The organism is Microbacterium sp. LWH13-1.2, from assembly GCF_038397735.1.
GTDB lineage: Bacteria > Actinomycetota > Actinomycetes > Actinomycetales > Microbacteriaceae > Microbacterium.
In genome coordinates this window covers 3682340-3706218 of the sequence record NZ_CP151635.1, presented here as the reverse complement: position 1 = coordinate 3706218, position 23879 = coordinate 3682340, and the positions used below count along the sequence as shown (strand labels likewise).

Annotated in this window: 20 protein-coding genes; 7 read left to right on the top strand and 13 right to left on the bottom strand. The window is 68.3% G+C overall.

Annotated features, from left to right (window positions below; genetic code table 11):
• The first annotated feature begins 3 nt into the window (after positions 1–3).
• Both MRBLWH13_RS17920 and MRBLWH13_RS17915 read left to right on the top strand, forming a co-directional pair.
• On the top strand, positions 4–2523 hold the full coding sequence (locus MRBLWH13_RS17920) for an ATP-binding protein (protein ID WP_341958350.1): 2520 nt from the start codon (positions 4–6) through the stop codon (positions 2521–2523).
• Entirely contained in the window at positions 2520–3191 is a 672-nt protein-coding gene (locus tag MRBLWH13_RS17915) for a response regulator (protein ID WP_341956255.1), read from the top strand. Before MRBLWH13_RS17920 ends, MRBLWH13_RS17915 begins: the two co-directional genes overlap by 4 nt.
• 116 nt (positions 3192–3307) lie before the next feature.
• Here MRBLWH13_RS17915 and MRBLWH13_RS17910 read toward each other — a convergent pair whose 3' ends face one another.
• The 3 genes from MRBLWH13_RS17910 to MRBLWH13_RS17900 form a co-directional block, all read right to left on the bottom strand.
• Complete coding sequence (locus MRBLWH13_RS17910; RefSeq protein ID WP_042538163.1) at positions 3308–3580, bottom strand: DUF1905 domain-containing protein; 273 nt, start codon at positions 3578–3580, stop codon at positions 3308–3310.
• Positions 3581–3611: 31 nt separating this feature from the next.
• Positions 3612–4406 (bottom strand): TspO/MBR family protein, encoded by a 795-nt coding sequence (locus tag MRBLWH13_RS17905; RefSeq protein ID WP_341956254.1) that lies wholly within the window; start codon positions 4404–4406, stop codon positions 3612–3614.
• Positions 4407–4507: 101 nt separating this feature from the next.
• On the bottom strand, positions 4508–5071 hold the full coding sequence (locus tag MRBLWH13_RS17900; RefSeq protein ID WP_341956253.1) for a TetR/AcrR family transcriptional regulator: 564 nt from the start codon (positions 5069–5071) through the stop codon (positions 4508–4510).
• A gap of 96 nt (positions 5072–5167) precedes the next feature.
• Here MRBLWH13_RS17900 and MRBLWH13_RS17895 point away from each other — a divergent pair, with 96 nt between their 5' ends.
• Positions 5168–6010, top strand: coding sequence for an alpha/beta hydrolase (locus MRBLWH13_RS17895; protein WP_341956252.1), 843 nt, complete (start codon positions 5168–5170; stop codon positions 6008–6010).
• Positions 6011–6162: 152 nt separating this feature from the next.
• On the opposite strand, the gene MRBLWH13_RS17890 is transcribed toward MRBLWH13_RS17895, so the two are convergent.
• From MRBLWH13_RS17890 to MRBLWH13_RS17870, 5 genes are all read right to left on the bottom strand, one after another.
• Positions 6163–8931 (bottom strand): glycosyl hydrolase 53 family protein, encoded by a 2769-nt coding sequence (locus MRBLWH13_RS17890; protein WP_341956251.1) that lies wholly within the window; start codon positions 8929–8931, stop codon positions 6163–6165.
• Positions 8932–8962: 31 nt separating this feature from the next.
• On the bottom strand, positions 8963–9874 hold the full coding sequence (locus tag MRBLWH13_RS17885) for an ABC transporter permease subunit (RefSeq protein ID WP_140035885.1): 912 nt from the start codon (positions 9872–9874) through the stop codon (positions 8963–8965).
• Positions 9874–11496: an ABC transporter permease subunit gene (locus MRBLWH13_RS17880; RefSeq protein WP_341956250.1), complete on the bottom strand. Its 1623-nt coding sequence runs from the start codon at positions 11494–11496 to the stop codon at positions 9874–9876. The genes MRBLWH13_RS17885 and MRBLWH13_RS17880 overlap by 1 nt, the downstream gene beginning before the upstream one ends.
• Before the next feature lie 64 nt (positions 11497–11560).
• Positions 11561–12787 (bottom strand): extracellular solute-binding protein, encoded by a 1227-nt coding sequence (locus MRBLWH13_RS17875; protein WP_341956249.1) that lies wholly within the window; start codon positions 12785–12787, stop codon positions 11561–11563.
• A gap of 118 nt (positions 12788–12905) precedes the next feature.
• The gene (locus MRBLWH13_RS17870) at positions 12906–14912 is read right to left on the bottom strand and encodes a beta-galactosidase (protein ID WP_341956248.1); all 2007 of its coding nucleotides are present in this window, start codon (positions 14910–14912) and stop codon (positions 12906–12908) included.
• A gap of 216 nt (positions 14913–15128) precedes the next feature.
• Between MRBLWH13_RS17870 and MRBLWH13_RS17865 the strand changes: the two genes are divergently transcribed.
• From MRBLWH13_RS17865 to MRBLWH13_RS17855, 3 genes are all read left to right on the top strand, one after another.
• On the top strand, positions 15129–16136 hold the full coding sequence (locus MRBLWH13_RS17865; protein WP_341956247.1) for a LacI family DNA-binding transcriptional regulator: 1008 nt from the start codon (positions 15129–15131) through the stop codon (positions 16134–16136).
• A gap of 136 nt (positions 16137–16272) precedes the next feature.
• The gene (locus MRBLWH13_RS17860; RefSeq protein WP_341956246.1) at positions 16273–17241 is read left to right on the top strand and encodes a hypothetical protein; all 969 of its coding nucleotides are present in this window, start codon (positions 16273–16275) and stop codon (positions 17239–17241) included.
• Positions 17242–17427: 186 nt separating this feature from the next.
• Positions 17428–17829 carry a hypothetical protein gene (locus tag MRBLWH13_RS17855; RefSeq protein ID WP_341956245.1) on the top strand — a complete coding sequence of 134 codons (402 nt, stop codon included), beginning with the start codon at positions 17428–17430 and terminating at the stop codon, positions 17827–17829.
• An 11-nt stretch (positions 17830–17840) separates the two neighbouring features.
• On the opposite strand, the gene MRBLWH13_RS17850 is transcribed toward MRBLWH13_RS17855, so the two are convergent.
• Genes MRBLWH13_RS17850 through MRBLWH13_RS17830 form a run of 5 tightly spaced genes read right to left on the bottom strand, consistent with a single transcriptional unit; the run spans position 17841 to position 22767 of the window.
• Positions 17841–18797 carry a siderophore-interacting protein gene (locus tag MRBLWH13_RS17850; RefSeq protein ID WP_341956244.1) on the bottom strand — a complete coding sequence of 319 codons (957 nt, stop codon included), beginning with the start codon at positions 18795–18797 and terminating at the stop codon, positions 17841–17843.
• Positions 18787–19587 carry an ABC transporter ATP-binding protein gene (locus MRBLWH13_RS17845; RefSeq protein ID WP_042538187.1) on the bottom strand — a complete coding sequence of 267 codons (801 nt, stop codon included), beginning with the start codon at positions 19585–19587 and terminating at the stop codon, positions 18787–18789. Before MRBLWH13_RS17845 ends, MRBLWH13_RS17850 begins: the two co-directional genes overlap by 11 nt.
• Positions 19584–20657 carry an iron chelate uptake ABC transporter family permease subunit gene (locus MRBLWH13_RS17840; RefSeq protein ID WP_341958348.1) on the bottom strand — a complete coding sequence of 358 codons (1074 nt, stop codon included), beginning with the start codon at positions 20655–20657 and terminating at the stop codon, positions 19584–19586. The genes MRBLWH13_RS17845 and MRBLWH13_RS17840 overlap by 4 nt, the downstream gene beginning before the upstream one ends.
• Before the next feature lie 5 nt (positions 20658–20662).
• Positions 20663–21706, bottom strand: coding sequence for an iron ABC transporter permease (locus tag MRBLWH13_RS17835; RefSeq protein ID WP_341956243.1), 1044 nt, complete (start codon positions 21704–21706; stop codon positions 20663–20665).
• A gap of 32 nt (positions 21707–21738) precedes the next feature.
• Positions 21739–22767, bottom strand: coding sequence for an iron-siderophore ABC transporter substrate-binding protein (locus tag MRBLWH13_RS17830; protein ID WP_341956242.1), 1029 nt, complete (start codon positions 22765–22767; stop codon positions 21739–21741).
• A gap of 225 nt (positions 22768–22992) precedes the next feature.
• Here MRBLWH13_RS17830 and MRBLWH13_RS17825 point away from each other — a divergent pair, with 225 nt between their 5' ends.
• Positions 22993–23772 (top strand): hypothetical protein, encoded by a 780-nt coding sequence (locus tag MRBLWH13_RS17825; protein ID WP_341956241.1) that lies wholly within the window; start codon positions 22993–22995, stop codon positions 23770–23772.
• Positions 23773–23879 lie beyond the last annotated feature (107 nt).

Here is a 23879-nt window from a genome sequence, read left to right as displayed (position 1 = left end):
CGGATGCCGCGGCGCGGCCGACTCCGCGTGCTGCTCGGTGCAGCCCCCGGGGTCGGCAAGACATTCGAGATGCTCGTCGAAGGGCGCCGGCTGCTCGATGAGGGCCGCGACGTGGTGATCGCGATCGTCGAGACGCACGAGCGTGCGGCCACCGCGGCGCAGACCATCGGCATCCCCGAGGTCCCCCGTCGCACCGACCTGCACCGGGGCGTGCCGCTGAGCGAGATGGATCTGGATGCGGTGCTCGCTCGGCACCCCGAGATCGCCCTGGTCGACGAGCTCGCCCACACGAACACCCCCGGCTCGCAGAACGCCAAGCGCTGGCAGGACGTCGGGATTCTGCTGGACGCGGGCATAGACGTCGTCACGACGGTCAACGTGCAGCACATCGAATCGCTGAACGCCGTGGTCGAGAAGATCACCGGCATCGCGCAGCAGGAGACGATCCCGGATGCCGTGGTGCGCGCCGCCGACGAGATCGAGGTCGTCGACCTGGCGCCGCAGTCGCTGCGCGACCGTCTGTCGGCAGGACTCGTCTACCCCGCCGAGCGGATCGACGCCGCCCTGTCGAACTACTTCCGTCTCGGCAACCTCACGGCGCTCCGCGAACTCGCACTGCTGTGGCTGGCCGACGAGGTCGACAGCGCGCTGCGCAGCTACCGCGCCGACCACGGCATCGAGGGCACGTGGCAGGCGCGCGAGCGCGTGGTCGTGGCGCTCACCGGTGGACCCGAGGGAGAGACGCTGCTGCGGCGCGGTGCCCGGATCGCCGCCCGGTCGGCGGGCGGCGAGCTGCTCGCGGTGCATGTCGCAGCACAAGACGGACTCCGCGACGAGACGCCTGGTGCTCTCGCAGCACAGCGTTCGCTGGTCGAGTCGCTCGGCGGCAGCTTCCACCAGATCATCGGCGACGACATCCCCGGCACACTCGTCGAGTTCGCGCACGGGGCCGACGCCACGCAGCTCGTGATCGGCGTCAGCCGGCGCGGTCGTCTCGCAGCGGCACTCACCGGACCGGGCATCGGATCCGAAGTCATCCGCCGTTCCGGCGACATCGACGTGCACATCGTGACGCACGCCGCCGCGGGCGGACGCGTCGCACTCCCCCGCATCACCGGCGGTGCGCTGGGGTGGCGTCGTCAGGTGCTCGGATTCGTGATCGCACTCGTCGTCGGACCGCTGCTGTCGTGGGCGATGTTCGCATTCCGCAGTCCCGAGTCGATCACGGTCGAGGTGCTGGCCTTCCAACTGCTCGTCGTGATCGTAGCCCTCGTGGGAGGCCTGCGACCGGCCGTCTTCGCGGCGGTGCTGTCGGGCATCACGCTGGACTTCCTGTTCGTCTCGCCGATCTTCACGATCACGATCGCGCATCCGCTGCACGTGCTCGCGCTTGCACTGTATGTCGTGATCGCCATTCTCGTGAGCATCATCGTCGACCAGGCTGCCCGGCGTGCCCGCACCGCCCAGCGAGCAGCCGCCGAGGCCGAGCTTCTCGCCGCCGTGGCCGGCAACGTTCTGCGCGGAGACAATGCCGTGCTCGCCCTGGTCAGCCGCACCCGCGAGGCGTTCGGACTCACCGGGGTGCGACTGCTCGCCGCCGACGGCGAGGTGCTGGCGAGCGACGGCGAACCGGTTCCCGACGGCCGCTCCACGACGATCGCTGTCGACTCCGGGCCTGCGCCCGCGGTGCTCGAACTGCACGGAGAACCGCTTGACACTCCGGCCCGGCGCCTGCTCGACGCGATCGTCGCGCAGCTCGCCGCAGCCATCGAGCACACCGACCTGCGTGCGACGGCCCGCGAGGTGGCCGCCCTCGCCGAGACCGATCAGGTGCGCAGCGCGCTGCTCTCGGCCGTCAGTCACGATCTGCGTCGGCCTCTGGCCTCGGCCGTCGCCGCGATCGGCGGGCTCCGCGGGGCGCACTCCCTGTCGGCATCCGATCGCGAAGAGCTGCTCGCCACCGCCGACGAGAGCCTCGCGACCCTGTCGTCGCTCGTGACCGACCTGCTCGACGTCAGCCGAGTGCAGGCCGGTGTTCTGGCGGTCTCGACCATGCGACTCGATGTCGCAGGCCCCGTGCTCGCCGCGGTCGACGAGCTCGGACTCGGTCCGTCGGACGTCGAGCTGGCGCTGGATGCCGGGCTGCCCGCCGTCTCGGCCGACCCGGTGCTGCTGCAACGGGTGCTCGTCAACGTCATCGCGAACGCGCACCGTCACTCGCCCGCCGACAGCCGCGTGATCGTGTCGACGAGCACGATCGGCGACCACGTCGAAATCCGTGTCATCGACCGCGGCTCGGGGGTTCCCGCCGAGAAGCGCGACGAGATCTTCCAGCCGTTCCAGCGGCTCGGCGACACCGACAACACCACCGGCCTCGGCCTCGGCCTCGCCCTGTCGCGCGGATTCGCCGAGGGCATGGGCGGTACCCTGACACCCGAGGACACCCCCGGCGGTGGACTCACCATGGTCATCTCGCTGCCCCTGGCGGCAGAGCCCGATCTCACGCAGGAGGAGACGGAGTGAAGCTCCTCATCGCCGACGACGACCCCCAGATGGTGCGGGCATTGCGAATCACGCTCGCCGCCCACGGTTACGAGGTCGTCGTCGCCCCCGACGGTGCCGCCGCCGTGGCGGCCGCCGCGCAGACGCACCCCGACCTCATCATGCTCGACCTCGGGATGCCTCGGCTCGACGGCATCGAGGTGATCCAGGCGCTGCGCGGATGGACGAACGTGCCGATCATCGTCGTGTCTGGCCGCACCGGGTCGGCCGACAAGGTCGAGGCGCTGGATGCCGGAGCCGACGACTTCGTCACCAAGCCGTTCCAGGTCGACGAGCTGCTCGCGCGGTTACGGGCCCTGTCTCGTCGATCGGTTCCGGCCGGTGGCGAATCGACCGTCGGATTCGGCGACGTCGTGGTCGACCTTGCGACCAAGACCGTCACCCGCGCCGGTGCGCGCGTGCACCTGACGCCGACCGAATGGCGCATGCTCGAGCACCTCGCCCGGCACCCCGGAGCCCTGGTCACCCGGCAGGATCTGCTGAAGGAGATCTGGGGCAGCGAGCAGGTGTCGGACTCGGGCTATCTGCGGCTCTACATGTCGCAGCTGCGCAAGAAGCTCGAGGCCGAACCGAGCGCACCGGCACACCTGCTGACCGAGTCGGGGATGGGTTACCGGCTCGTCCTCTGAGGCAGGTCTGCCGTTCTCGTCATTCCCGGTTCACAACTCAGCATGAACTTGCGGCGGCCGGCGGGTTCGCGGCGTCGTGCACGCGGTTCCTGCTGAATTGTGAACGGTGTGCGTGATCAACGCTTCATGATGGTGACCTCGACGGTGTCACCGATGTCCTTGCCCAGCGACTTCCGCGCCTTCGCGTTCAGCGACACCATGTGTCCACCCGTACCGGTCACCATCGCGCCGACGTTCTCGAGCTTCACATCGTCTATCAGGGCGTCGACCCTGACCGTCTTCCCGGTTCCGAAGAACTCGGCGGAGCCGGGTATCTCGACGCAACTCCACGTCTCGCCCTTGACCTCGACACCGATCGTGGTGTGAAAGCTCAGCTGATCCGTACTCATGAGAACAGGCTATTCGCGACCGAGCGCTGAATCAGAGCGCGATGTCGGCGCGCGGGCGGCGCAGCACTCCCCAGACGCCTGCCGCGACGAGGGCGACCGCGACGATGATGGCGGCGATTCCGGTGACGGTGCTCTCGGGCTCGCCGGTGAAGCGGCCGACTGCGAGCCAGCCGAGACCCCACGCCGTCGCCAGGGCGGGAGCGATGCGCTTGGTCACGAGGGCACTTGCGACGCCGATCACGAGCACGACGGCGAGCACGGCGACCGCCCAGATCTCGGCCTGGTCGGCCCAGCTCTCGGGGGCGATCTGTGTGAACCAGGCCGTGGTGTTGGCGACGGTCGCGATGGTGACCCAGCCGAAGTGCAGGCCGTTCGCTCCGTCGACGACGATGCGCTCTGGCCAGGTACGTGCACGGCTGCGGCCGAGGATCACGATCACCCGGGCGAGGGTCGCGAGCAGCAGGGCGATGACGATGACCGTCAGCGGCAGCGACAGGAACTGAGCGGTCACGAGCCACAGTCCGTTGAGGATCATCGATGCGGCGATCCATCCGCCGACCGCGCGCTGGCGTTCGTCGGCCCGCTGCGCCGGCAGCGCCTGCCACACGGTGTACGCGATGAGGCCGATGTAGATGAGCGACCAGATCGAGAAGGCAGGGCCGGCCGGGGCCAGGTACGACCCCTGCGCCGACAGAGCTCCGTCCTGCAGCTCACTGACCGAGGTGCCGCCGAAGGCACCGGATCCGACGGCCGCGGCTATCAGCATGAAGGTCGCCGCGGCGATGATGAACGACTGGCGGGCGATGTCCTGCGTCCGGGATTCCATACTCGCAACATACGCGCGAGCGGGCGGGTGCACAGGAGCCTTGACACCGGCCACCCAAAACGCTAGCCAGGCTAGCTAAATCAGATTCCCCCGCTGAGAGCTCAGGCGGCGACGGCGGCGTCGATCAGCACCTCGGCCGCATTGCGCGCCTGCACGGCGACCTGCGGATCCGCGGCGATGGCCGCGGTGCTCTGCGCACCCTCCGCGAGGATCGAGAGCTGCGCGGCAAGCGACGCGGGCGCCCCGGCATCCACCACGAGACCGGACATGTACGCCTGGAACGACGACTTGTGATCACGCACGATCTGCGCGACCTCCGGGTTCGTGCCGCCGAGCTCGCCGAACGCGTTGATGAAGGCGCAGCCGCGGAAGTCGTCGGTGCAGAACCAGCCCTCGAGGTACCCGTACACGGCGAGCAGTCGGTCGCGAGGGTCAGCACCGGCATCCGCCACCGCCCCGGTCAGCCCCGATTCCCACTCCGCGTGCTTGCGCGCGAGGACGGCCGTGACGATGTCGGTCTTCGAGGGGAACAGCGCATAGAGCCGGCGCAGCGACACGCCGGCCGCCGCCCGCAACTCGTCCATGCCGACAGCCGCGTATCCCTTGCGGTAGTAGAGCTCGTCGGCCGCCGCAAGGATCTGTTCACGCACCGTTTGCTCCGTCATGTTCTCAGTGTACTTGACATGAGAACGAGCGTTCTCTACAGTGGACAACATCAGCCGAGAACGACCGTTCTCATAGGATCGAAAAGGATCAGGATCATGGGTTACATCACCGTCGGAAACGAGAACAGCGCCCCGATCGAGCTCTACTACGAAGACCAGGGATCGGGCCAGCCCGTCGTCCTGATCCACGGCTACCCGCTCGACGGACACAGCTGGGAGCGCCAGACCCGCGAGCTTCTCGCTCAGGGCTACCGCGTCATCACCTACGACCGCCGCGGCTTCGGCCAGTCGTCGAAGGTGAACGCCGGCTACGACTACGACACGTTCGCCGCCGACCTCAACACCGTGCTCGAAACCCTCGACCTGCGCGACGTCGTGCTCGTCGGATTCTCGATGGGCACCGGCGAGCTCGCCCGCTACGTCGCGAAGTACGGACACGAGCGCGTCGCGAAGCTCGCCTTCCTCGCATCCCTCGAGCCCTTCCTCGTGCAGCGCGACGACAACCCCGAGGGCGTGCCGCAGGACGTCTTCGACGGCATCGAGGCCGCAGCCAAGGGCGACCGCTTCGCCTGGTTCACCGACTTCTACAAGAACTTCTACAACCTCGACGAGAACCTCGGATCGCGCATCAGCGAGCAGGCCGTCACCGGCAGCTGGAATGTCGCGATCGGCAGCGCACCCGTCGCCGCCTACGCCGTCGTGTCGTCGTGGATCGAGGACTTCCGCGGAGACGTCGACGCCGTGCGCGATGCCGGCAAGCCCACGCTGATCCTCCACGGCACCAAGGACAACATCCTGCCGATCGATGCGACCGCCCGCCGCTTCCACCAGGCCGTGCCCGCCGCGACCTACGTCGAGGTCGAGGGAGCCCCGCACGGTCTGCTCTGGACCCACGCCGACGAGGTCAACGCCGCGCTGAAGGACTTCCTCGGCAAGTAGTCCGGCCCCGGTCGAGAGCGACAAGCGCGCCGCTCAGCGCCGTTCGAGAACAGGACGACCGCCCCCGATCAGGACAGAATCACGCAGATTCTCCTGATCCGGGGCGGTCGTCCTGTTCTCCGCAGGTCAGCGGATGCCGGACTCTCGTGCTGTCAGCGCTTGACTGCCACCGTGAGCGTCTTGCTCTGGGTGGTGCCTGCGGCGTTCACGAACTCGACGCGGTAGGTGTGCTTTCCCACCGCACGGTCGGCGACCGGCACCGCCACGCGCTGCGCGGCAGGGCTGTTCGCGACCATGTCGCCTTCGGAGATCAGCACACCGTCTTCGTACAGGCGGTACGAGGTCGCGTTGGTGCCCCACCACATGTCGGCGGTGAGCGTGTATGACCCGTCGCCGTCCCAGTTGTCAGCTGACAGCACGGGCGTGCCGGGTGCTGCATCCTTCACCTTCACCGTCACGGGCTTCACCGCCGTCACGCCTTGCGAGTTGACCAGTTCGCCGGTGTACACGTAGCTGCCGTTCGCCTTGCCTGTCACGGCGACCCGCGCCGTCTGCGCACCGGCGCCTCCGAATGTCAGCGGCACCGCCTTGATCAGCACGCCGTTCTCGAACACTCGCAGCTTGGTGGCGTTCTGCCCCCACCACAGATTCATGGTGAGCGTGAAGTCGCCGTCGAGCAGCCCGGTGTCATGGCCGTTGTCGTGCGACAGCACTCCACGAGCCGGGGCGGCCGTCGCCGAGTCCTTCCGCACGAGTGCGTCGACGGCGTCATCGAGCGTCGCCACGGCTCCTGCCACGGCATCCTCACTCGAGCTGGTCGCTGCGAGCACGATGTCGGCACGCGCGATCGCACCGGGCATGGCGGCCGTCGACGACTCGACATACGTCGTCAGGTCGAGAGCCGCAGCCGCGTCGCGCCGATCCCGCAGCTGCGTGGTGTCGGCACCGGGCATCGGTTCGCGCACGAGCTCGAGATCGTCGATCGTGCCCCACGCCCCCGCCGGCAGCGCCGCGGAGATCCGCACGGTCGCCGTGCCCTCGGCACCCACCTGCAGCGCCTCGGTCGTCGGCGTCGACCACACCCGCCAGCCGTCGAACCCGAAGGCCGCAGCGGCGCCCGCTGCAGACGGCGACGAGAGCGACAGCGAAGCCCGTCCGTCTGCACCCTCCCCGTCGCCCTGCAGCGACGCACGCGCGACGTACGACCCGGCGGCCAGCCCGCTCACGGTCTGCGACAGATCGAACGAATACGCGGATGCCGCATAGAAGTGCGCCGAATGCGTGCCGCTGCGGGGGTCATCCCATGCCCGCAGGGTCAGGCCCGACCCGGTCACGCTCCACATGCTCGTGTCCGCAGCCTCGAAACCGGGATTGCGCAGATAGTTGCGCGCTGAGACGGTGACGGTGGCGGAAGCCGCGAGGCCCGCATCCGTCACTCCCGAGATCGCGTACTCGCCGATGCCCTCGATGTACTGCGCGGCGTCAGACCATGTGACCGCCTGCTGCTCCGACGATCCGTCGTTGTAGAGCACGGTGACCTCGCCGGGCAGCGCGACAGCATCGCCCTCCACCAGCGGCAGCGCCACGAGCTGCACCGACTCGACGGCACGAGGAGCGTGAGCGCCGGTGCGCACGTACGAGAAGATGTTCAGCGCATCGGATGCCGTGCCGTCGAACCCGAACAGCGCCTGGTTGTCCCACGCCGATCCGCCGAACCACTGGCCGGCATCATGCGGTTCGTACTCGCCGGCGAAGCTCGACGCCCACCCCGAGCCGTCGCGCTCCCACAGCGCCCTGTTCTGCTCGAGCTGAGCGGGAGGGCCGACCGGCAGCCACGCGGGCTCCCAGTAGTAGACGCCGATGCCGGCCTCGCCGACGTCGGCGACCGCCTGCACGACCGCGCGCACCGCGTCTGCCTGACCCTGCACGCTCACCGGATACTGCGTCGCCTCGGACGGCAGGTCGACCACATTGCCGTGACCGTCTCCGTCGTCGAGCGTGAACGCCCACGAGGTCTCGGCGACCATGACCTTCTTGCCGTAGGTCTCGGCGACGTGCGAGAGCACCGCCGTGAGGTTCTCCGGGGTCCCGTGCCAGAACGGGTAATACGACGACGCGAACACGTCGTAGTCGACGTCGCGACGGTCGAGCTGGGCTGCGACGTCGGCATAGAAGCCGGCCCGCTCGGGGTTCGTGAAGTGCAGGGCGACGAGCGTGTCGGGCGCCTCGGCACGCACGGCAGCCGAGCCTGCGGAGAACACCTTCGCCATGTCGTCCCAACCGCGCACTCCGGCGACGCCGCCGTTGGTCTCGTTGCCGACCTGCACCATGCGCAGGTCCACTCCCGCATCGACCAGTCGTCGCACGGCATCACGGGTGAAGGTGCCGACCTCCGCGGCGACCTGGTCAGCCGTCATCCCTTCCCACGCCTTGGGCACCTGCTGCTTGGCGGGGTCTGCCCAGAAGTCCGAGTAGTGGAAGTCGACGAGCACGCCGAGTCCGGCATGCGTCGCACGCTGTGAGATCTCGATCGCGCGGGCAACGTCGACGTCGCCGCCGCCGTACCCGTTGCCGTTCGCGTCGAACGGGTCGTTCCACACGCGCACCCGTACGTCGGTGACCCCGGCGTCGGCGAGGATCTCGAACAGATCGCCCGGCGTGCCCGCGGCGTCGCGGAAGACGACTCCCGAGGCCTCGAGCGACAGCACCGACGACACGTCGACGCCCCCGATGAAGTCGGCGGGCAGGTTCTCGACCCGGGGGACGGTGATGGTGGCATCCACCGGGTCGTCCGGCGCGACGACTGCAGGCACGAGTGCCGAGGGCGAGGCGGCCGACGCCGGCAGGGCGACGCCGATCAGGGCGACGGCGGCGACCGTTGCCAGGGCGGTGGAGAGAAGGGAACGCGTGCGACGGTGCATGACGGCCTTTCGAGCAGTGCGGAAGAGGGGATCAGCCCTTGACGGATCCCTGGGTGAGCCCGCCGACGATGTACTTCTGCAGTGAGAAGAACAGCGCGAGCACGGGCACGGCGGCGACGACGACCCCGGCGGCGAACAGCCCCCAGCGCGATGTCAGCTGGTTCGAGACCCACTGGTACATGCCGACCGCGAGGGTCCAGTTGTCCTCGGAGGTGAGGATGATCTTCGACAGGATGAAGTCGCCGAACGCCGCGAGGAACGCGAGCAGGGCGACGACCGCGAGGATCGGCACGACCAGCGGCATGATGAGCCGCCAGAAGATCTGCGCATGGCTGGCGCCGTCGATCTTCGCCGACTCGTCGATCTCGACGGGGATCGTGTTGAAGAACCCGTACATCAGGAAGGTGTTCGCACCGAGAGCGCCACCGAGGTAGACGCAGATCAGCGCGATCTTCGAGTTGATGCCGAGTGCGGGCACGACGTCACCGATCGTCTGCAGCATCAGGAAGATCGCGATGAACGCGAGCGCCTGGGGGAACATCTGCAGCACGAGGAGCGTCGTGAGGCTCGCGCGTCGCCCGCTGAAGCGGAACCGCGAGAACGCATAGGCGCCGCAGGCTCCCATGAGCACCGAGCCGACCGCGGTCACGCCGCCGATCAGCAGGGTGTTGCCGAACCACACCCAGTAGCGGGATTCGCCGAGGGCGATGTAGTTCGCCGGGTCGAACGCACTGAACAGAGCGCTGGATGCCGCGAGGCTGCCGTTCGGGTTGAGCGATGCCGACAGTACGTAGACGAGCGGGAATGCGGCGAAGAACAGCACGCCGGCGGCAAGGATGTACTTCCAGCCGACCTCGCTCCACCAGCGGCGGCGACGTGCGCCTGCTCGCGCGGCATCCGCTTCTTTCGATGAACCGGTCACGATGACTCTGGTCTCACTCATCACTGGTACTCCTCGAGCTTGCGGGTCTGTCGGAAGCTCAGCGCTGAGATGAGACCGACCACGATGAAGGCGATGATCGACAGTGCGCTCGCGAGGCCGTAATCGGCCGCACCACCCGAGACGCCCGAGACGTCGTAGATGGCCGAGACAAGGATGTCGGTCGAGCCCAGTGCATACGGGGCGCCGGCGATGGCCGGCCCGCCGTTGTTGAAGGTGTAGATCACGGTGAAGTTGTTGAACGCGACGGCGAACGACGCGATCAGCAGAGGCGCGGTGGAGACGAGCAGCAGCGGCAGCACGATCGCTCGGAACCGCTGGATCTTGTTCGCACCGTCGATCTCGGCGGCCTCCAGCGTCTCGCCTGGCAGAGACTGCAGGGCACCGGTGCAGACGAGGAACCAGTACGGGTAGCTCAGCCACACATTCACGAAGATCACCGCGGCTCGGGTGAGCCACGGGTCGCCGAGCCAGTTGATCTGCGAGCCGAAGAACAACAGGTCGTTGATCACGCCGAACTCGGCGTTGAACATGCCGCGGAACAGCAGCGCGGCCATGAACGCGGGGAACGCGTACGGAAGGATGAACAGCGCCCGCAGGAACCGGCGACCCTTGACGCGCGGGTCGTTGTAGACGATCGCGAGGCCGAGTCCGACGGCGAAGCTCAGCACGACCGACAGGATCGCGAACGCGAAGGTCCAGACCGTGACGCTCAGCAGGGTGCCGGCGAGGTTCGCGTCCGTGAAGAGCTTGAGGAAGTTGGCGAATCCGACGTTCACCGACCACCCCGTCGGCAGCGCCGTGCCGTCTGCAGCCACGAACGCACCGAGATCCGTGGCCGTGTAGACCGTGCCCGACTGCGTGTCGGTGATCGTCTGCGCCTCGGCATCCCACACCAGCGTCGGTTCGTAGACCGAACCGGTCGAGCCCTCTCGGGTGCGGATCGAGCCGTCGTTCGGGTCGTCCGAGACCGGAACCCTGAGATCCTTGATCGCCGCGCCGAGCGTCGGGTCGGTCAGCACGGTCGCCCTCGCGACGACCTCCCACCCGGGCACCTCGCTCGGGGCGCCGGTGGTGCCGATCTCGGCATCGGATGCGGTGGTCAGCGGCTCGGTCGCGGATCCGACCTGCACGTCGCCCTCGTCATCGACGATCGCGAAGCCGAGCTCACCGCCGCGCTGCACGATCGAGAGCGGGTAGTCCGACGAGCCCTCGATGCGACGCTCGCCCTGGATCAGGGCTGCCTCGACCGCCTGCTCCTGTGTGCCGACGTGGCCGGTGCCGTAGTTCGTGAAGGCGATGTAGGCCGTGTAGCCGAAGATGAAGACCTGGAAGACGAGCAGGAAGATCAGCCCGGGCAGCAGGTATTTCAGCGGCAGCGCCTTGCGGGTGAAGTACACCCAGTCGGCGATGATCACCAGCAGCACGACGACGCCGAGGACGATCCACGACTCGGCGCTCCAGGCCGAGATCGCGGTCATGATGCCGAAGGCGTTGACCAACGCCATCAGGGCGAGCTTGATGAGGAAACCCCAGCCGAGGCCGCGGAAGCGGCGGGCGTGGGACTCGCGCGAGGGCTTCACCACGGGGGTGGGGGCCTCGGTCGGAGGTGCCTGGATCGTCATGTGTGCGTCCTGTCTGCGGATCGCAGGATGGGGAGGGGTTCGGGCCCCTCCCCATCCGGCAGGATCAACCGGCGAGGGTCGTCTCGAGGTCGGCGACCATGGTGTTCCACGTCGACACGGGGTCGGCGCCGTTGATGATCTGCGCCTGCGCGGCGTTCCAGAGGTCCCAGACCGAACCCATCTCGGGGATCGACGGCATCGGCACGCCGGACTGCGCAGAGGCCACGAAGCCGGCCGTGATCGGGTCGGACGAGACCTCTTCGGCGAGGGTCGACCAGGCGGGGATGCGCGGGTCGGCCTCGTAGAGCGCACGCTGCGCGTCTTCGGTGCCGAGGTAGTTCGTGAGGAACTCCTGGGCGAGCAGAGCGTTCTTGCTCTTGCTCGAGAGATAGAAGCCCTGCACGCCGACGAACGGTGCGGCGGCCTCGCCACCCGCAGAGGGGATCGGGTTCACCGCGACGTTGACGCCCTCGAAGGCGCTGATCGCCCACGGGCCCTGAATCGTGTACGGGGCCTTGCCCGACGCGAACAGCTCGTTGTTGATGTCGTAGTCGATCGTGGTCGAGATGTATCCGGTGCCACTCGAGCCGTTGGCGCCGAGCCAGGTGGCGAACGCCTCGCCGGGCGCTCCGCCCATGCCGACCTCGCTGGTGTACGAGCCGGTGTCGTCCTGCACGAAGACGGGGGCGCCGAACGATGTCTGCAGTCCGTACATCGTGTAGCCGTCGCCGGTCTCGCCGCCGGTGTTGATGACGAACGGACGCTCGGTGCCGGCGGCGACACCCTTCGCGATCATGTCGTCCCAGGTGGCCGGGGCCTCGGCGCCGACGAGGTCGACGTTCTGCACGAGGGCGATGGTCTCGAGCGAGTACGGCATGGCATACAGCTGGCCGTCGTAGGTCATGGCATCGAGGGCGACCTGCTCGAACTCCGACGCCTTGTCACCGAGGTCGATCGTGTCGACGACACCGGCCGCGACGAGTGCGCCGAGCCAGTCGTGCGCGCCGACGGTGATGTCGGGGCCCTCGCCGGTCGGGACCTGCGCGATGAAGTCGTTGCGGAGGTCTTCGAAGTTCTTCTGCACGAGGGTGACCTTGGCTCCGGTCTCCTCTTCGAATGCCTCGGCGGCTGCGGTGATCGCGGCTTCGCGCTCGGCATCCGTCCAGATGACGAGTTCAGCGCCGTCGCCGGATGCGGCGTCGTCGCCGCCTTCGGGTGCGCCGGCGGAGCAGCCCGCGAGGACCACGGCCGCGGCCAGAGCGAGTGCGCCGACTCCGATGTGCTTGCGCATGCGTTTTCCTATCTGTCGTGGCCGACGATGCGCTGCGCGTCATCGCGACCGGGTGAGTGGGTGGTGCAGGGTGTTGCTGTGTGGTTCGAGGTGGTGCAGGGTCGTGCGGGGCGTGCTGTCAGTGGGAGGTGCGGATGACGGCGACGCCGCCCGCCGCGATGGTCAGGACGCCCGAGATCTCGGCGCCGGTGAGGAGCTCGACGCCTGCGGCTTCGAGTTCGACGTCGTCCTCGCGGTGGTTCACGGCGATGCGGTAGACCGCGTCGTCGCCGTGACGCGTGATGACCTCGAGGCCTTCCGCGATGCCGGACGGTGCGATGTCGGCATCCGCGTAGACCTCGTGGAGGAGCGCGCGCATTCCCGCCCCATCCAGCCGGGTGCCGACGTACCAGCCGGTGCCCGCTCCGTGACGGTGACGCGTGATCGCGGGCTCGCCCTCACCGGGTCCACCCGAGAAGTTCGCGATGACTTCGGCCCCTTCGAGCGCGATGTCCTCCTGCCAGACATCGGCGACGATGCCCTCGTGGTCGACCCAGTCGAGGCCGTGGCTCTCTCCCTCGCGAAGGGGCAGGAACTCCTCGACCGTGAGGCCGAGCGCGTCACGCAGCGGGGCGACGAATCCGCCGGCGTGCACGGCGTCGTTCTCGTCGACGATGGCCGAGAAGAACGACACGAGCAGCGTGCCGCCCTCCTTGACGTAGGAGGTGAGGTTCGCGGCGTCCGCAGTGCTGAGCAGGTACTGCGCCGGGGCGACGACCAGGCGGTAGCCCGAGAGGTCCTGACCCGGCAGGGCGAAGTCGACCGTGATGCCGTCTCGCCAGAGCTGCTCGTAGAAGCGGCGCACCTGGGCCGCGTGCGTGACGTCTTCGGAGGGGCGCCACTCGAGGTCCTGCGCCCAGAACGACTCGAAGTCCCAGAGGATCGCGACGTCGGCCTTGACCGCGGCGCCCTGCACCTCGCCCAGGCGGCCGAGCGCGGCACCGAGATCGACGACCTCACGGAAGACCCGCGACTCGGTGCCCGCGTGCGGCAGCATCGCGGAGTGGAACTTCTCAGCACCCGAGCGACCCGCTCGCCACTGGAAGAACAGGATGCCGTCGGCCCCGCGGCCGAGGTGCGTGAAGGAGTTGCGCTTCATCTCGCCGCGACGCTTGGCGATGTTGCGCGGCTGCCAGTTGACGGCCGAGGTCGAGTGCTCCATGAGGATCCACGGCTTGCCCCCGCCGACCGAGCGGCTGAGGTCGGCCGCGATCGCCAGACCGATGTGCGCGTCTTCGTCGGCGGCCCACAGGTAGTGGTCGTCTGAGACGATGTCGACCTCGCGGCCCCAGGCCCACAGGTCTGTGGTCCAGCTCTGGTTGGCCATGAAGTTCGTCGTGACGGGCTGCGTGGCGTGCGCGCGGATCGCATCGCGCTCGGCGATGAAGCACGCGCGCAGCTGGTGATCGGTGAAGCGCGCGAAGTCGAGGCGCTGAGCCGGGTTCACGACGCTCGGGGCGATGGCGGGCGCTCCGACGTGCTCCCACGCCGAGTAGTGCTGACCCCAGAAGGCGGTGCCCCACGCGCTGTTCAGCGCATCAAGCGAGCCGTACTTCTCCTGGAGCCAGAGCCTGAAGGCGGCGACCGCGTTCGGCGAGTAGTCCTCACCGACGGGAACGCCGTACTCGTTGTGCACGTGCCACAGCACGACGGCCGGATGCTGCGCATAGCGCGCCGCGAGAGCATCCGCGATCCGCACGATCGCCTCGCGGTAGGCCGGCGACGAGTGCGAGGCCATGCCGCGCGAGCCGAAGCCCATGGTGCGACCCTCGCGGTCGATCACGTGGGCGTCCGGGTGGTTCGCGAAGAACCAGGCGGGCGGCGATGCCGTGGGCGTGCCCAGGTCGACCTTGATGTCGTTCGCGTGCAGCAGGTCGAGCAGCTCGTCGAGCCAGGCGAAGTCGAACTCGCCCTCGGCGACCTCGATGAGCGCCCACGAGAAGATGCCGACGCTGACCAGGTTGACCCCGGCATCGCGCATCAGGATGACGTCTTCGCGCCACGTCTCGGGCGACCACTGCTCGGGGTTGTAGTCGCCGCCATAGGCGATTCCGCTCAGTGCGGGCCAGGCGTGAGGGGAGGTCATCGGCACTCCATCGGGTCGGTGCGGTCGTGGTGCGTGTCCCGGGGTGCTGTCACTCATTCGACTGGGACCGGTCTCAGGTTGTTCCTCAGAACTGGACTGGGACCGGTCTCAGTTCTACCCCAGATCCGTTCGGGATCACAACCGCCGTTACCGAACTGAGACCGGTCCCAGCTTTGACTACCGCTGGACGAGATGCTGTGGGTAGAGTCACAGGCGATGAGTGATGTCAGCGCGAAGCGCAAGCCGACGATCCGCCAGATCGCGGCGCAGGCGGGGGTGTCCCGCAGCACTGTCTCGCGCGTGATCAACGGCGGGCACTGGGTGTCCCCCGATGCCAGGCAGGCCGTCGAAGAGGCGATCCTCGCCACCGGCTACACGGCGAACCATCACGCGCGCAGTCTCGCCACCGGCCGCGCCGGGTCTCTCGCCTTCCTGCTGACCGAGCCGCAGCAGCTCCTGTTCGACGACCCGACCTTCGCGCTGCTGCTGCGCGGCGCCGCCGAAGCTCTCGCCCAACGGGCCATGACCCTGGTGCTTCTGGTGGCCGGAACCCCCGCCGAGCGCGAGAGCGTCGCCCAGTTCCTCAGCGCCGGGCACGTCGACGGCGTCATGCTGATCTCATCGCATGAGTCCGACCCGCTGCTCGACCAGCTGATCGAGGTCGGCATCCCCACCGTCTGCTGCGGTCTGCCCCTCGGGCACGAACGCGAGCTCTCGACGATCTCCGTCGACGAGGTCGCCTCGGCCCGCACGATGGCCGCGCACCTCATGGCACAGGGACACCGCCGCATCGGCATGATCACCGGCCCCGACGACACCCCCGGCGGGCGCTACCGACTCGTCGGCTTCCGCGAAGAGCTCGGCGCCTTGTACGACGAGGCGCTGGTCGAGGTGGGCGACTACTCGTATGAATCAGGGCAGGCCGCCATGACGAGGATGCTCGAGCACGACGTCGACGCCGTGTTCGCGGCCTCCGACCGGATGGCCGCCGGAGCCATCGCCGCCGCCCGCCGCGCCGGACGTCGCGTGCCGGAGGACATCGCGATCGCCGGGTTCGACGACTCGGGCCTCGCGGCCACCCACGAACCGCCGATCACGACCATGCGTCAGCCGTGGGATCAGATCAGCGCGCAGATGGTCGCCGTGCTGCTCGAGGTCATCGCCGGAGCATCGCCCCGCTCGGTCATCCTCGACACCGAGCTCGTGGTGCGCGAGAGCGCGTGAGGCGGGTCTCTCTTACCTTCTCTCACACATCTACGATCGCCGGCCGATGCTCGCGGCGACGGTGCCGGCGCATCAGTAGACTCTCCATGCTCATACGAGCTGCGCGTCGCTGGACGCGAGGATACAGGGGGAGAACATGAACGACAGACGACCACGCCTCGCACATGCGGCGGTTACGCTTGCCGCCGTCCTGGTGCTGACCGGGGGTGCCATTCCCTCGCTCGCCGCGACCAGCAGCCCGACGGAGACGAGCACGGCCTCGGTGCCAGTGACGGCACTGCCGTCCAACCTGTCCTGCACGGTGGCGGTGACCTCGGTGAACGCGAACCAGCAGATCGTTACTCGTCGATACAAGAGCGACGCGGGCCGGGCATCCGTTGACACGGAGATCTACTCATCGCAGTCCTTGGGCTTCACTCCGCGGGCCGTCGCCAAGAAGGAATCCGCGAGCGACGAGAACGCGCTGGGAGACTCCGGCCGCGACTACTACGCCACATCGGTCAAGGGAGATCTGTACGTCATCGGGCAGAACATCGACGGCACGATCGAGAAGAAGCTCGTCAACTCGACATGGGCGCCGGTGCGATTGCTCGCAGCCGTGCCAGCGGTGTCAGGGACACCGGGCGCATATGTATACGCGATTCATGACAACGGCTCGCTGTACCGCTACACGGTGCCAGCGGGAGCCGAGAACATGCAGAACACCACTTTCGTGAGCTCCGGGTGGGCAGGAGTGAAGAACCTGACATTCCTCCACCTCACGGTTCTGCCGAATGGCCAACCTGCCCATGTGCTGCTTGCCACGCTCGCCACCGGACAGCTCGTCGAGTACACGATCCCGAACGGGAACCCGACGAACACCGGTACACGCATCGACATCCGCCCCTCCACATGGGAGATCCTGTCGTCGCTCACGGTGGGCTCCTGCTGGGATCTCACTCAGCAGAGGTCATCGCAGGTCTCGCCATGGATCGGCACTCTGGCGAGTGGAGAGGCACGGCTGTACATCGACAAGAACATCGACACCCCCGTGGGCAGCGACATCGTCGGCTACAACCAGATCGGTACCGACTGGACGAACGTATACAGCGGCTGGGGGCGATGACCCTGCCCGACTGGGATCGACCTCGCTCTCCCGAACGTCAGGGCGAGGTCGATCGGGATCAGACTGTCGCGTGAGATGGAGATCCTGCACACCGCGCATGCTCGGCGACGCGGAACGGCGAAGGCCTCGGGCTGGCCGGCGTAGCCGAACTCGCCATCCAATGCCGCAGTCCGACAGTATGGGGCGATGCGCCATCGCTCACGACTCGCCGTTCTCGCGCTCGGGCTGACCGCTGTCACCCTGCTGTCGGGGTGCGGCCTATCGGCGACGACCCTGTCCGTCTTCGAGACCGAGCGAGAGGCTGAAGACGAGCTGCCCCCGCTCGAGGATGATTCCTATGGGTCGGTCGATGTCGAGTCGAGCCACTACGTCGGAGAGTATGAGGGTGTGTCGCTCTGGGTCACGAAGGGCTCGGATTCACCGGTCTGCATCGTGGCCATCACCGACCCGGACGACGACTGGATGGTCGGATGCGGCGGCCTGCCGACGAGGATCAGCGGCTCCGGTCTCACATTCGAGTTCCGGGCTGACGATTGGCCCGCCCCCGAAGGCATGACCCGCGTCTCGGACAACGTCTACGCCGAGTAGCTCACCGACGCTCAGCCGCGCATGGCGACGCCGCGACGCCAGTAGCCCATGAACGCGACCTGCGAGCGGTCGATGCCGAGGTCCTTGACCAGGTGACGGCGCAGCGTGGTGACGACGCCGCTCTCGCCGGCGATCCAGAAATAGCGCTCGGCCGGAGCATCCGCCGCGGCGATCTCCTCGCCGAGTCCCGAGTAGTCGGGCGTCTCCCAGAGCAGGTCCTCGGACTCGATGTCCTTCACGTCGATCTCGTCGGCGGCGTCCGCATCGCCGAGATACTCGAGCACGGCGGGGATGAGGCGCACACCGTGGGGCTCGCCCGCGTCTCGGGGCAGCCAGTGCACCTCGACGCCGGCGGGAGCGTCGATGCGCAGGATGTCGGCAGGAGTCGGCACCTCGATGAACGCGCAGCCTCGGAGGTCGCTCGGGGCGTCTTCGAGGATGCGGGCGATCGCAGGAGCCGCCGTCTCGTCACCGGCGAGAACGACCGACGTCGCGGTGCCGGGTTCGTACTCGGCACCGCCGTGAGCCGCTGCGGCGACCCCGCGACGCGGTCCGACGATGAACAGCTCCTGGCCGGCGGCGGCTGCATCGGCCCACCTCGACGCGGGGCCCGTGAGTCCCGGCGCCAGGTGCAGCACGAAATCGACGTCGAGCTCGGTGCCGGCATCCGTCACGCGAAGCTCGCGCACCGAGTAGGTGCGCATGGATCCGCGCTCGTCCTCGGGCACGGCGAGGAACGACCCCCACCAGTCGTCGGTCTCGCGGTCGAGTTCGGGAAGGATGCCGGATGCTGGCGGGAACACGATCTTGATCCGAGAGTCGAAGACGTCACCTGGCGTGCCGAACTCGAAGAGGTCGTCACCGCCGAACGTGACGCGCACGAAGTTCGGCGACACCCGTTCGACCGCGCGCACCTCGGCGCGGGCCAGCACGTAGGTGGGGCGTTCGGTCGTCGTCTCAGCGGACATGATGCCTTCCGATCGGGGTGACCATCGGCTTTCCCGATACCGGGTCGATGGTGATCTGGTTCGCGAGGTCGAAGACCTCTTCGACGAGCTGGGCGGTCACGACATCCTGCGGAGCGCCGGTGGCGTGCACCCTGCCCTCCTTCATCGCGACGAGCTCGTCGGAATACCGCGCGGCGAGGTTGAGGTCGTGCAGCACCATGACGATCGTGGTGCCGCGCGAGACGCTCAGGTCGGTGAGCAGGTCGAGCACCTCGACCTGGTGCGCGACGTCGAGGAACGTGGTCGGCTCGTCGAGCAGCAGGATGTCGGTCTCCTGCGCGAGTGCCATCGCGATCCACACGCGCTGACGCTGGCCACCCGAGAGCTCGTCGACGCTGCGGTCGGCGAGGTCGGTGGTTCCGGTCGCCTCGAGGGCGTCCGCCACGATCTCGTAGTCGTGGGCGCTCCAGCGGGCGAGCATCTTCTGGTGCGGATGCCGGCCACGACCCACGAGGTCGGCGACGGCGATGCCCTCGGGCGCGACCGGCGACTGCGGCAGCAGGCCGAGGATGCGCGCGACCTCCTTGGTGGGGCGCGCATGCACCGACTTCCCGTCGAGCACGATCTGGCCTGCGGTCGGCGAGAGCAGACGCGCGAGCGAGCGCAGCAGCGTCGACTTGCCGCATCCGTTGGCTCCGACGATCGTCGTGATCTTGCCGGGGGCGATCGCGAGATCGAGGCCGTCGATGATCGTGCGGTCGCCGTAGGCGAGCGTGACGGACTCGGCCGTCAGAGTGTGCGCCTCGGTCACAGTGAGCCTCCCGAGCGGTTGGTGCGGATGAGCAGGAAGATGAGATAGGGAGCGCCGAGCACACCGGTGATCACGCCGACCGGGTAGCGATCCCCGAACGCGAACTGACCGAGCAGATCGCCGCCGAGCACCAGCACGGCACCGACGAACGCGCTCGGAAGCAGCAGGTTCGCACCCGGGCCGGTGATGCGGGCCGCGATGGGACCGGCCATGAACGCGACGAACGCGATGGGGCCGCACGCGGCGGTCGCGAAGGCGAGCAGGGCGACGGCACCCAGGATGAACAGCAGGCGGGTGGTGTTGACCCGCACGCCGAGACCGGACGCCGAATCGTCGCCGAGCTGCATCGCACCGAGCGCGCGCCCCTGCGAGAGCAGCAGCGGCATGATGACGGCCGCGGCGATCGCAAGGGGCATGACGCGCTCCCACGAGGCATTGTTCAGGCTTCCGGTGAGCCACTGCATCGCGGTCTGGATGTCCCAGCTCGCTGCGCGCGACAGCATGTACGAGATGACGCTCTGCAGCATCGCCGCGACGCCGATGCCGATCAGGATCAGTCTCGTGCCCGCGAAGCCGTTCTTGATCGACAGCAGGTAGATGATGCCCGCGGTCGCGATCGCGCCGACGAGAGCCAGGAGCGAGACCACCGGGCCGTTCAGCGACAGCACCACGATGCCGAACACCGCAGCGGCGCCGGCGCCGTTCGAGATGCCGATGATGTCGGGAGACGCGAGCGGGTTGCGGAGCAGCGTCTGGAACGAGACGCCCGCGATGCCGAACGCGAAGCCGGCGAGGATCGCGAGTACCGCCCGAGGAAGCCGCAGCTCGCCCACCGTGAACGAGGCGCCCGGCACGGTCTCGCCGAGGATGACGCGGATCACCTCGTCGAGCGGATAGAACGTGTTGCCGATCATCAGGGCGACGGCGAACAGCACCACGAGCATCACGCCGAGCACGATGGTTGCGACAGCGTGGCGACGGTGGCGCGAACGGCGCCCAGCGATGATCGCGGCGACGGCGTCGTGAGTGCGCTCGGATGCCGCAGGAGTCTGGGCCGCAGCCCGGTCGATGGTGCTCACAGTTCACGCACCTTCTGACGGCGGACGATCCAGATGAAGAACGGGGCGCCGATGATCGCGGTGATGATGCCGACCTGGATCTCCTCCGACGAGGGAGCGATCACGCGGCCGACGATGTCGCTCGCGAGCAGCAGTGCGGCACCGGCCGTGGCCGAGAACGGCAGCAGCCAGCGGTGGTCGGTGCCGACCAGCATCCGGCAGACGTGCGGAATGACGAGACCGACGAAGCCGATGGGGCCGGCTATCGCGGTGGCCGCGCCGGCGAGGATCACAGCGCCGAGCGCCGACATGAGACGTGTGCGGAAGACGTGCTCGCCGAGACCCTTGGCCATGTCGTCGCCGAGCGCGAGGGAGTTCATGCCGCGGGCGCTCGCGAAGCAGATCAGCGCGCCGAGGGCGAGCACGGGAGCGGTGATCGCGATGCGCGGCCACTCGGCGCCGCCGACCCCGCCGATCTGCCAGGACTGGAACGCCTGCAGCAGATCGACGCGCGGCAGCATGACGGCGCTGATGAGCGAGGCGAAGGCCGCCGACGTGGCGGCTCCCGCGAGAGCGAGCTTGAGGGGTGTCGCGCCACCGCGTCCGAGCGAGCCGACGGTGTAGACGAAAGCCGCCGCGAGGGCGGCCCCGATGATCGCGAACGCCATCTGGCTGTAGGCGTCGGTGAGGCCGAGGAAGGCGAGGCCGAAGACGACGGCGAGCGAGGCGCCGTTCGAGACGCCGAGGATGCCGGGATCGGCGATCGGGTTGCGGGTGACCGCCTGCATCGTGGCGCCCGAGAGCGCGAGAGCGGCCCCGACGAGGAGAGCGAGCACCGTGCGCGGGAGGCGCTTGATGATCGCGGCCTGGGCCAGAGTGTCATCCTGCCCCGCAAGGGCGGCGAAGATGTCGTCGATGCTGACGGCGCGCACTCCGAAGCAGATCGACAGGATGCAGAGCACGAGCAGCACTCCGAGGCCGACGAGCAGCCAGAGCGAGCGCGCCCACGCCGGGCGCCGCAGGTCTGCGGTGCCCGGCGTGGGAATGGTGACGGCGGTCACGGGAATTCAGTGCGCGAGAATGACGCTGAAGGTCACTTCGCGGCGAGCGGTGCCGCCAGCAGTGCGAGGTAGTCGGAGAGACCCCACGGGATCGACAGCGGCGAGGGGTTCGCGGAGGCGGCGATCGGAGTGGCATCCGGAAGGATCGCGATGCGGCCCTCGGCGATGGCCGGGATCTTCGACAGCAGCGGGTCGGCCTGCAGCGTCGCGATGAGCGACTCGTCGCCGTAGGTCACGAAGACGTCGACGTCATTGAACTTGTCGGCCTCTTCGGAGCTCACGGTCAGATAGAACTGGTCGCTGTCGGCGTTCTCCTCGACGACGGACGGGAGCGGAAGCCCCAGGTCGTCGTGCAGGTAACCGGGGCGCGTGTCGATCGCGGTGTAGTAGCCGACCTGGCTCAGGTCGCTCGGGTCGATGTAGGCGAAGAGGACCTTCTTGTCCTTGAGCGCGCTGTTCGCTTCGAGAGCGGCCTCGGCGTCTGCGTGCAGGTCCTCGATCAATGCCTCGCCCTCGGCCTCGAGACCGAGCGCCTTCGAATTCATCTCGATCATCTCGTCGACCGGCGTTCCCCACTTGACCTCGGGGTACGCGACGACCGGAGCGATCTTCGAGAGGGTGTCGTACTCCTCCTGCGTCAGGCCGGAGTAGGACGCGAGGATCACGTCGGGCTCCGTGTCGGCGACGGCCTCGTAGTCGATGCCGTCGGACTCGTCGAACAGCACGGGCTCTTCGCCGCCGAGTTCGTCGAGCTTCTCCTCGACCCAGGGCAGGATGCCGTTGTCGTCGTCGTCTCCCCACGTGGCCTTGCTCATGCCGACGGGAACGATGCCGAGCGCGAGGGGAACCTCGTGGTTCGCCCAGGCGATCGTCGCGACGCGCTCGGGCTTGGACTCGATGGTGGTCTCGCCGTACGCGTGCTCGATCGTGACGGGGAAGGCGCTGTCATCGGCGGGGTTGCCGCCGGCGGAGTCGGAGCCGGTCGACGGAGTCGCGCAGGCCGTGAGGCCGACGGCGAGGGCCGCGGCGACACCGGCGGCGATGAGACGAGAGGTGCGCACAGGCGTTCCCTTCGGGTTGGGATGAGGGGGGTGCGGCGCAGAGAGGCGCCAGGCTTTGGTAAGCCTGGCCTAATCTAACAGAAAGTTAGGTGAGCCTCATCTCGAGGAGCCCCTGAGGGCGGCATATCGCCCCGAGGTCGCGACGCCGACGAATGTGGCGCTACCCTCGATCCGAGCCTGAGGGGGAACTCATGGAATACGCGGCCTCTGCGCGTCAGAGCCACAGTGGCTGACCGTCGACGGCGTCGGACCACGCTGAGTCAGTACGCAGGCGTTGCCCGCCGCCGGGCGATCGACGTCGTGAAGCTGTCGATCCTGGTACTCCTCTTCGCCGGGGCCGCCCTGATCATCGCGGCCGGCGACAACCCGTTCGGCGCAGCACTCGTGATCGGGTTGATCGCGACAGCGGCGCTGGTCGTCGGCATCGCGCGCCCCTCGCACCGCCCCGGCGGCGTGGATGTGCTCACCTCGACCGGCACGATCATCGCCCGCTCCCGGCGACGCGTCATGATCTGGTGCCTCGCCCTACTGCTCGTCACCGCGGCGACCGGCGCCGCGTACTTTCTCGCCCTCGACTTCCCGGGAGGGGTTCCGGGCAGTCGCTCCGCCGGATTCCTCCTCATCGCCATCGGCTGCTTCGTCTACGCCGCGTGGCGTCTGATCGGCGCCGTGACCTCGAGCGACCTCCGACTCGACGCCGAGGGCGTGCACATCTCCTCGCCGGTGCGCAGGGCACGCCTGATCGAGTGGGACGACATCATGCTGACGACCGGCACCGAATCGCACCTCGTACTCGTGCTCTCCGACGGCACCGAGCCGTCGTTCCCGTTCAGGAGCCAGGCCACAGATCCTCGAGTGCTGCGTGCCCTGATCGATCGGTGCAGCGCTTTTCCCGCGGCTCGCGAGCGCATCGGCGACACGATCCTGGGCGACCTCCTGCTCGATGCGGCGCCCGACGGCACGGAGCCCAGTGAACCGAATGGAACCGCGCCCGCTGAGCGGTGAGCCCTCGCCGCCGCCTCCGCCTCCGGACATGGACGGGCGAGCGGGGTCAATTACGCATCGCGGACGGGCGAATCGGATGCGGAATCGACCCCGCACAGCATCCGGAT

Excerpts from the sequence above, each read along its gene's own strand:
- MRBLWH13_RS17920 (WP_341958350.1), top strand. The coding sequence starts at position 4 with ATGCCGCGGCGCGGCCGACTCCGCGTGCTGCTCGGTGCAGCCCCCGGG.
- MRBLWH13_RS17910 (WP_042538163.1), bottom strand. The coding sequence starts at position 3,580 with ATGAGTACGGATCAGCTGAGCTTTCACACCACGATCGGTGTCGAGGTC.
- MRBLWH13_RS17905 (WP_341956254.1), bottom strand. The coding sequence starts at position 4,406 with ATGGAATCCCGGACGCAGGACATCGCCCGCCAGTCGTTCATCATCGCC.
- MRBLWH13_RS17900 (WP_341956253.1), bottom strand. The coding sequence starts at position 5,071 with ATGACGGAGCAAACGGTGCGTGAACAGATCCTTGCGGCGGCCGACGAG.
- MRBLWH13_RS17895 (WP_341956252.1), top strand. The coding sequence starts at position 5,168 with ATGGGTTACATCACCGTCGGAAACGAGAACAGCGCCCCGATCGAGCTC.
- MRBLWH13_RS17890 (WP_341956251.1), bottom strand. The coding sequence starts at position 8,931 with ATGCACCGTCGCACGCGTTCCCTTCTCTCCACCGCCCTGGCAACGGTC.
- MRBLWH13_RS17885 (WP_140035885.1), bottom strand. The coding sequence starts at position 9,874 with ATGAGTGAGACCAGAGTCATCGTGACCGGTTCATCGAAAGAAGCGGAT.
- MRBLWH13_RS17880 (WP_341956250.1), bottom strand. The coding sequence starts at position 11,496 with ATGACGATCCAGGCACCTCCGACCGAGGCCCCCACCCCCGTGGTGAAG.
- MRBLWH13_RS17875 (WP_341956249.1), bottom strand. The coding sequence starts at position 12,787 with ATGCGCAAGCACATCGGAGTCGGCGCACTCGCTCTGGCCGCGGCCGTG.
- MRBLWH13_RS17870 (WP_341956248.1), bottom strand. The coding sequence starts at position 14,912 with ATGACCTCCCCTCACGCCTGGCCCGCACTGAGCGGAATCGCCTATGGC.
- MRBLWH13_RS17865 (WP_341956247.1), top strand. The coding sequence starts at position 15,129 with ATGAGTGATGTCAGCGCGAAGCGCAAGCCGACGATCCGCCAGATCGCG.
- MRBLWH13_RS17860 (WP_341956246.1), top strand. The coding sequence starts at position 16,273 with ATGAACGACAGACGACCACGCCTCGCACATGCGGCGGTTACGCTTGCC.
- MRBLWH13_RS17855 (WP_341956245.1), top strand. The coding sequence starts at position 17,428 with ATGCGCCATCGCTCACGACTCGCCGTTCTCGCGCTCGGGCTGACCGCT.
- MRBLWH13_RS17850 (WP_341956244.1), bottom strand. The coding sequence starts at position 18,797 with ATGTCCGCTGAGACGACGACCGAACGCCCCACCTACGTGCTGGCCCGC.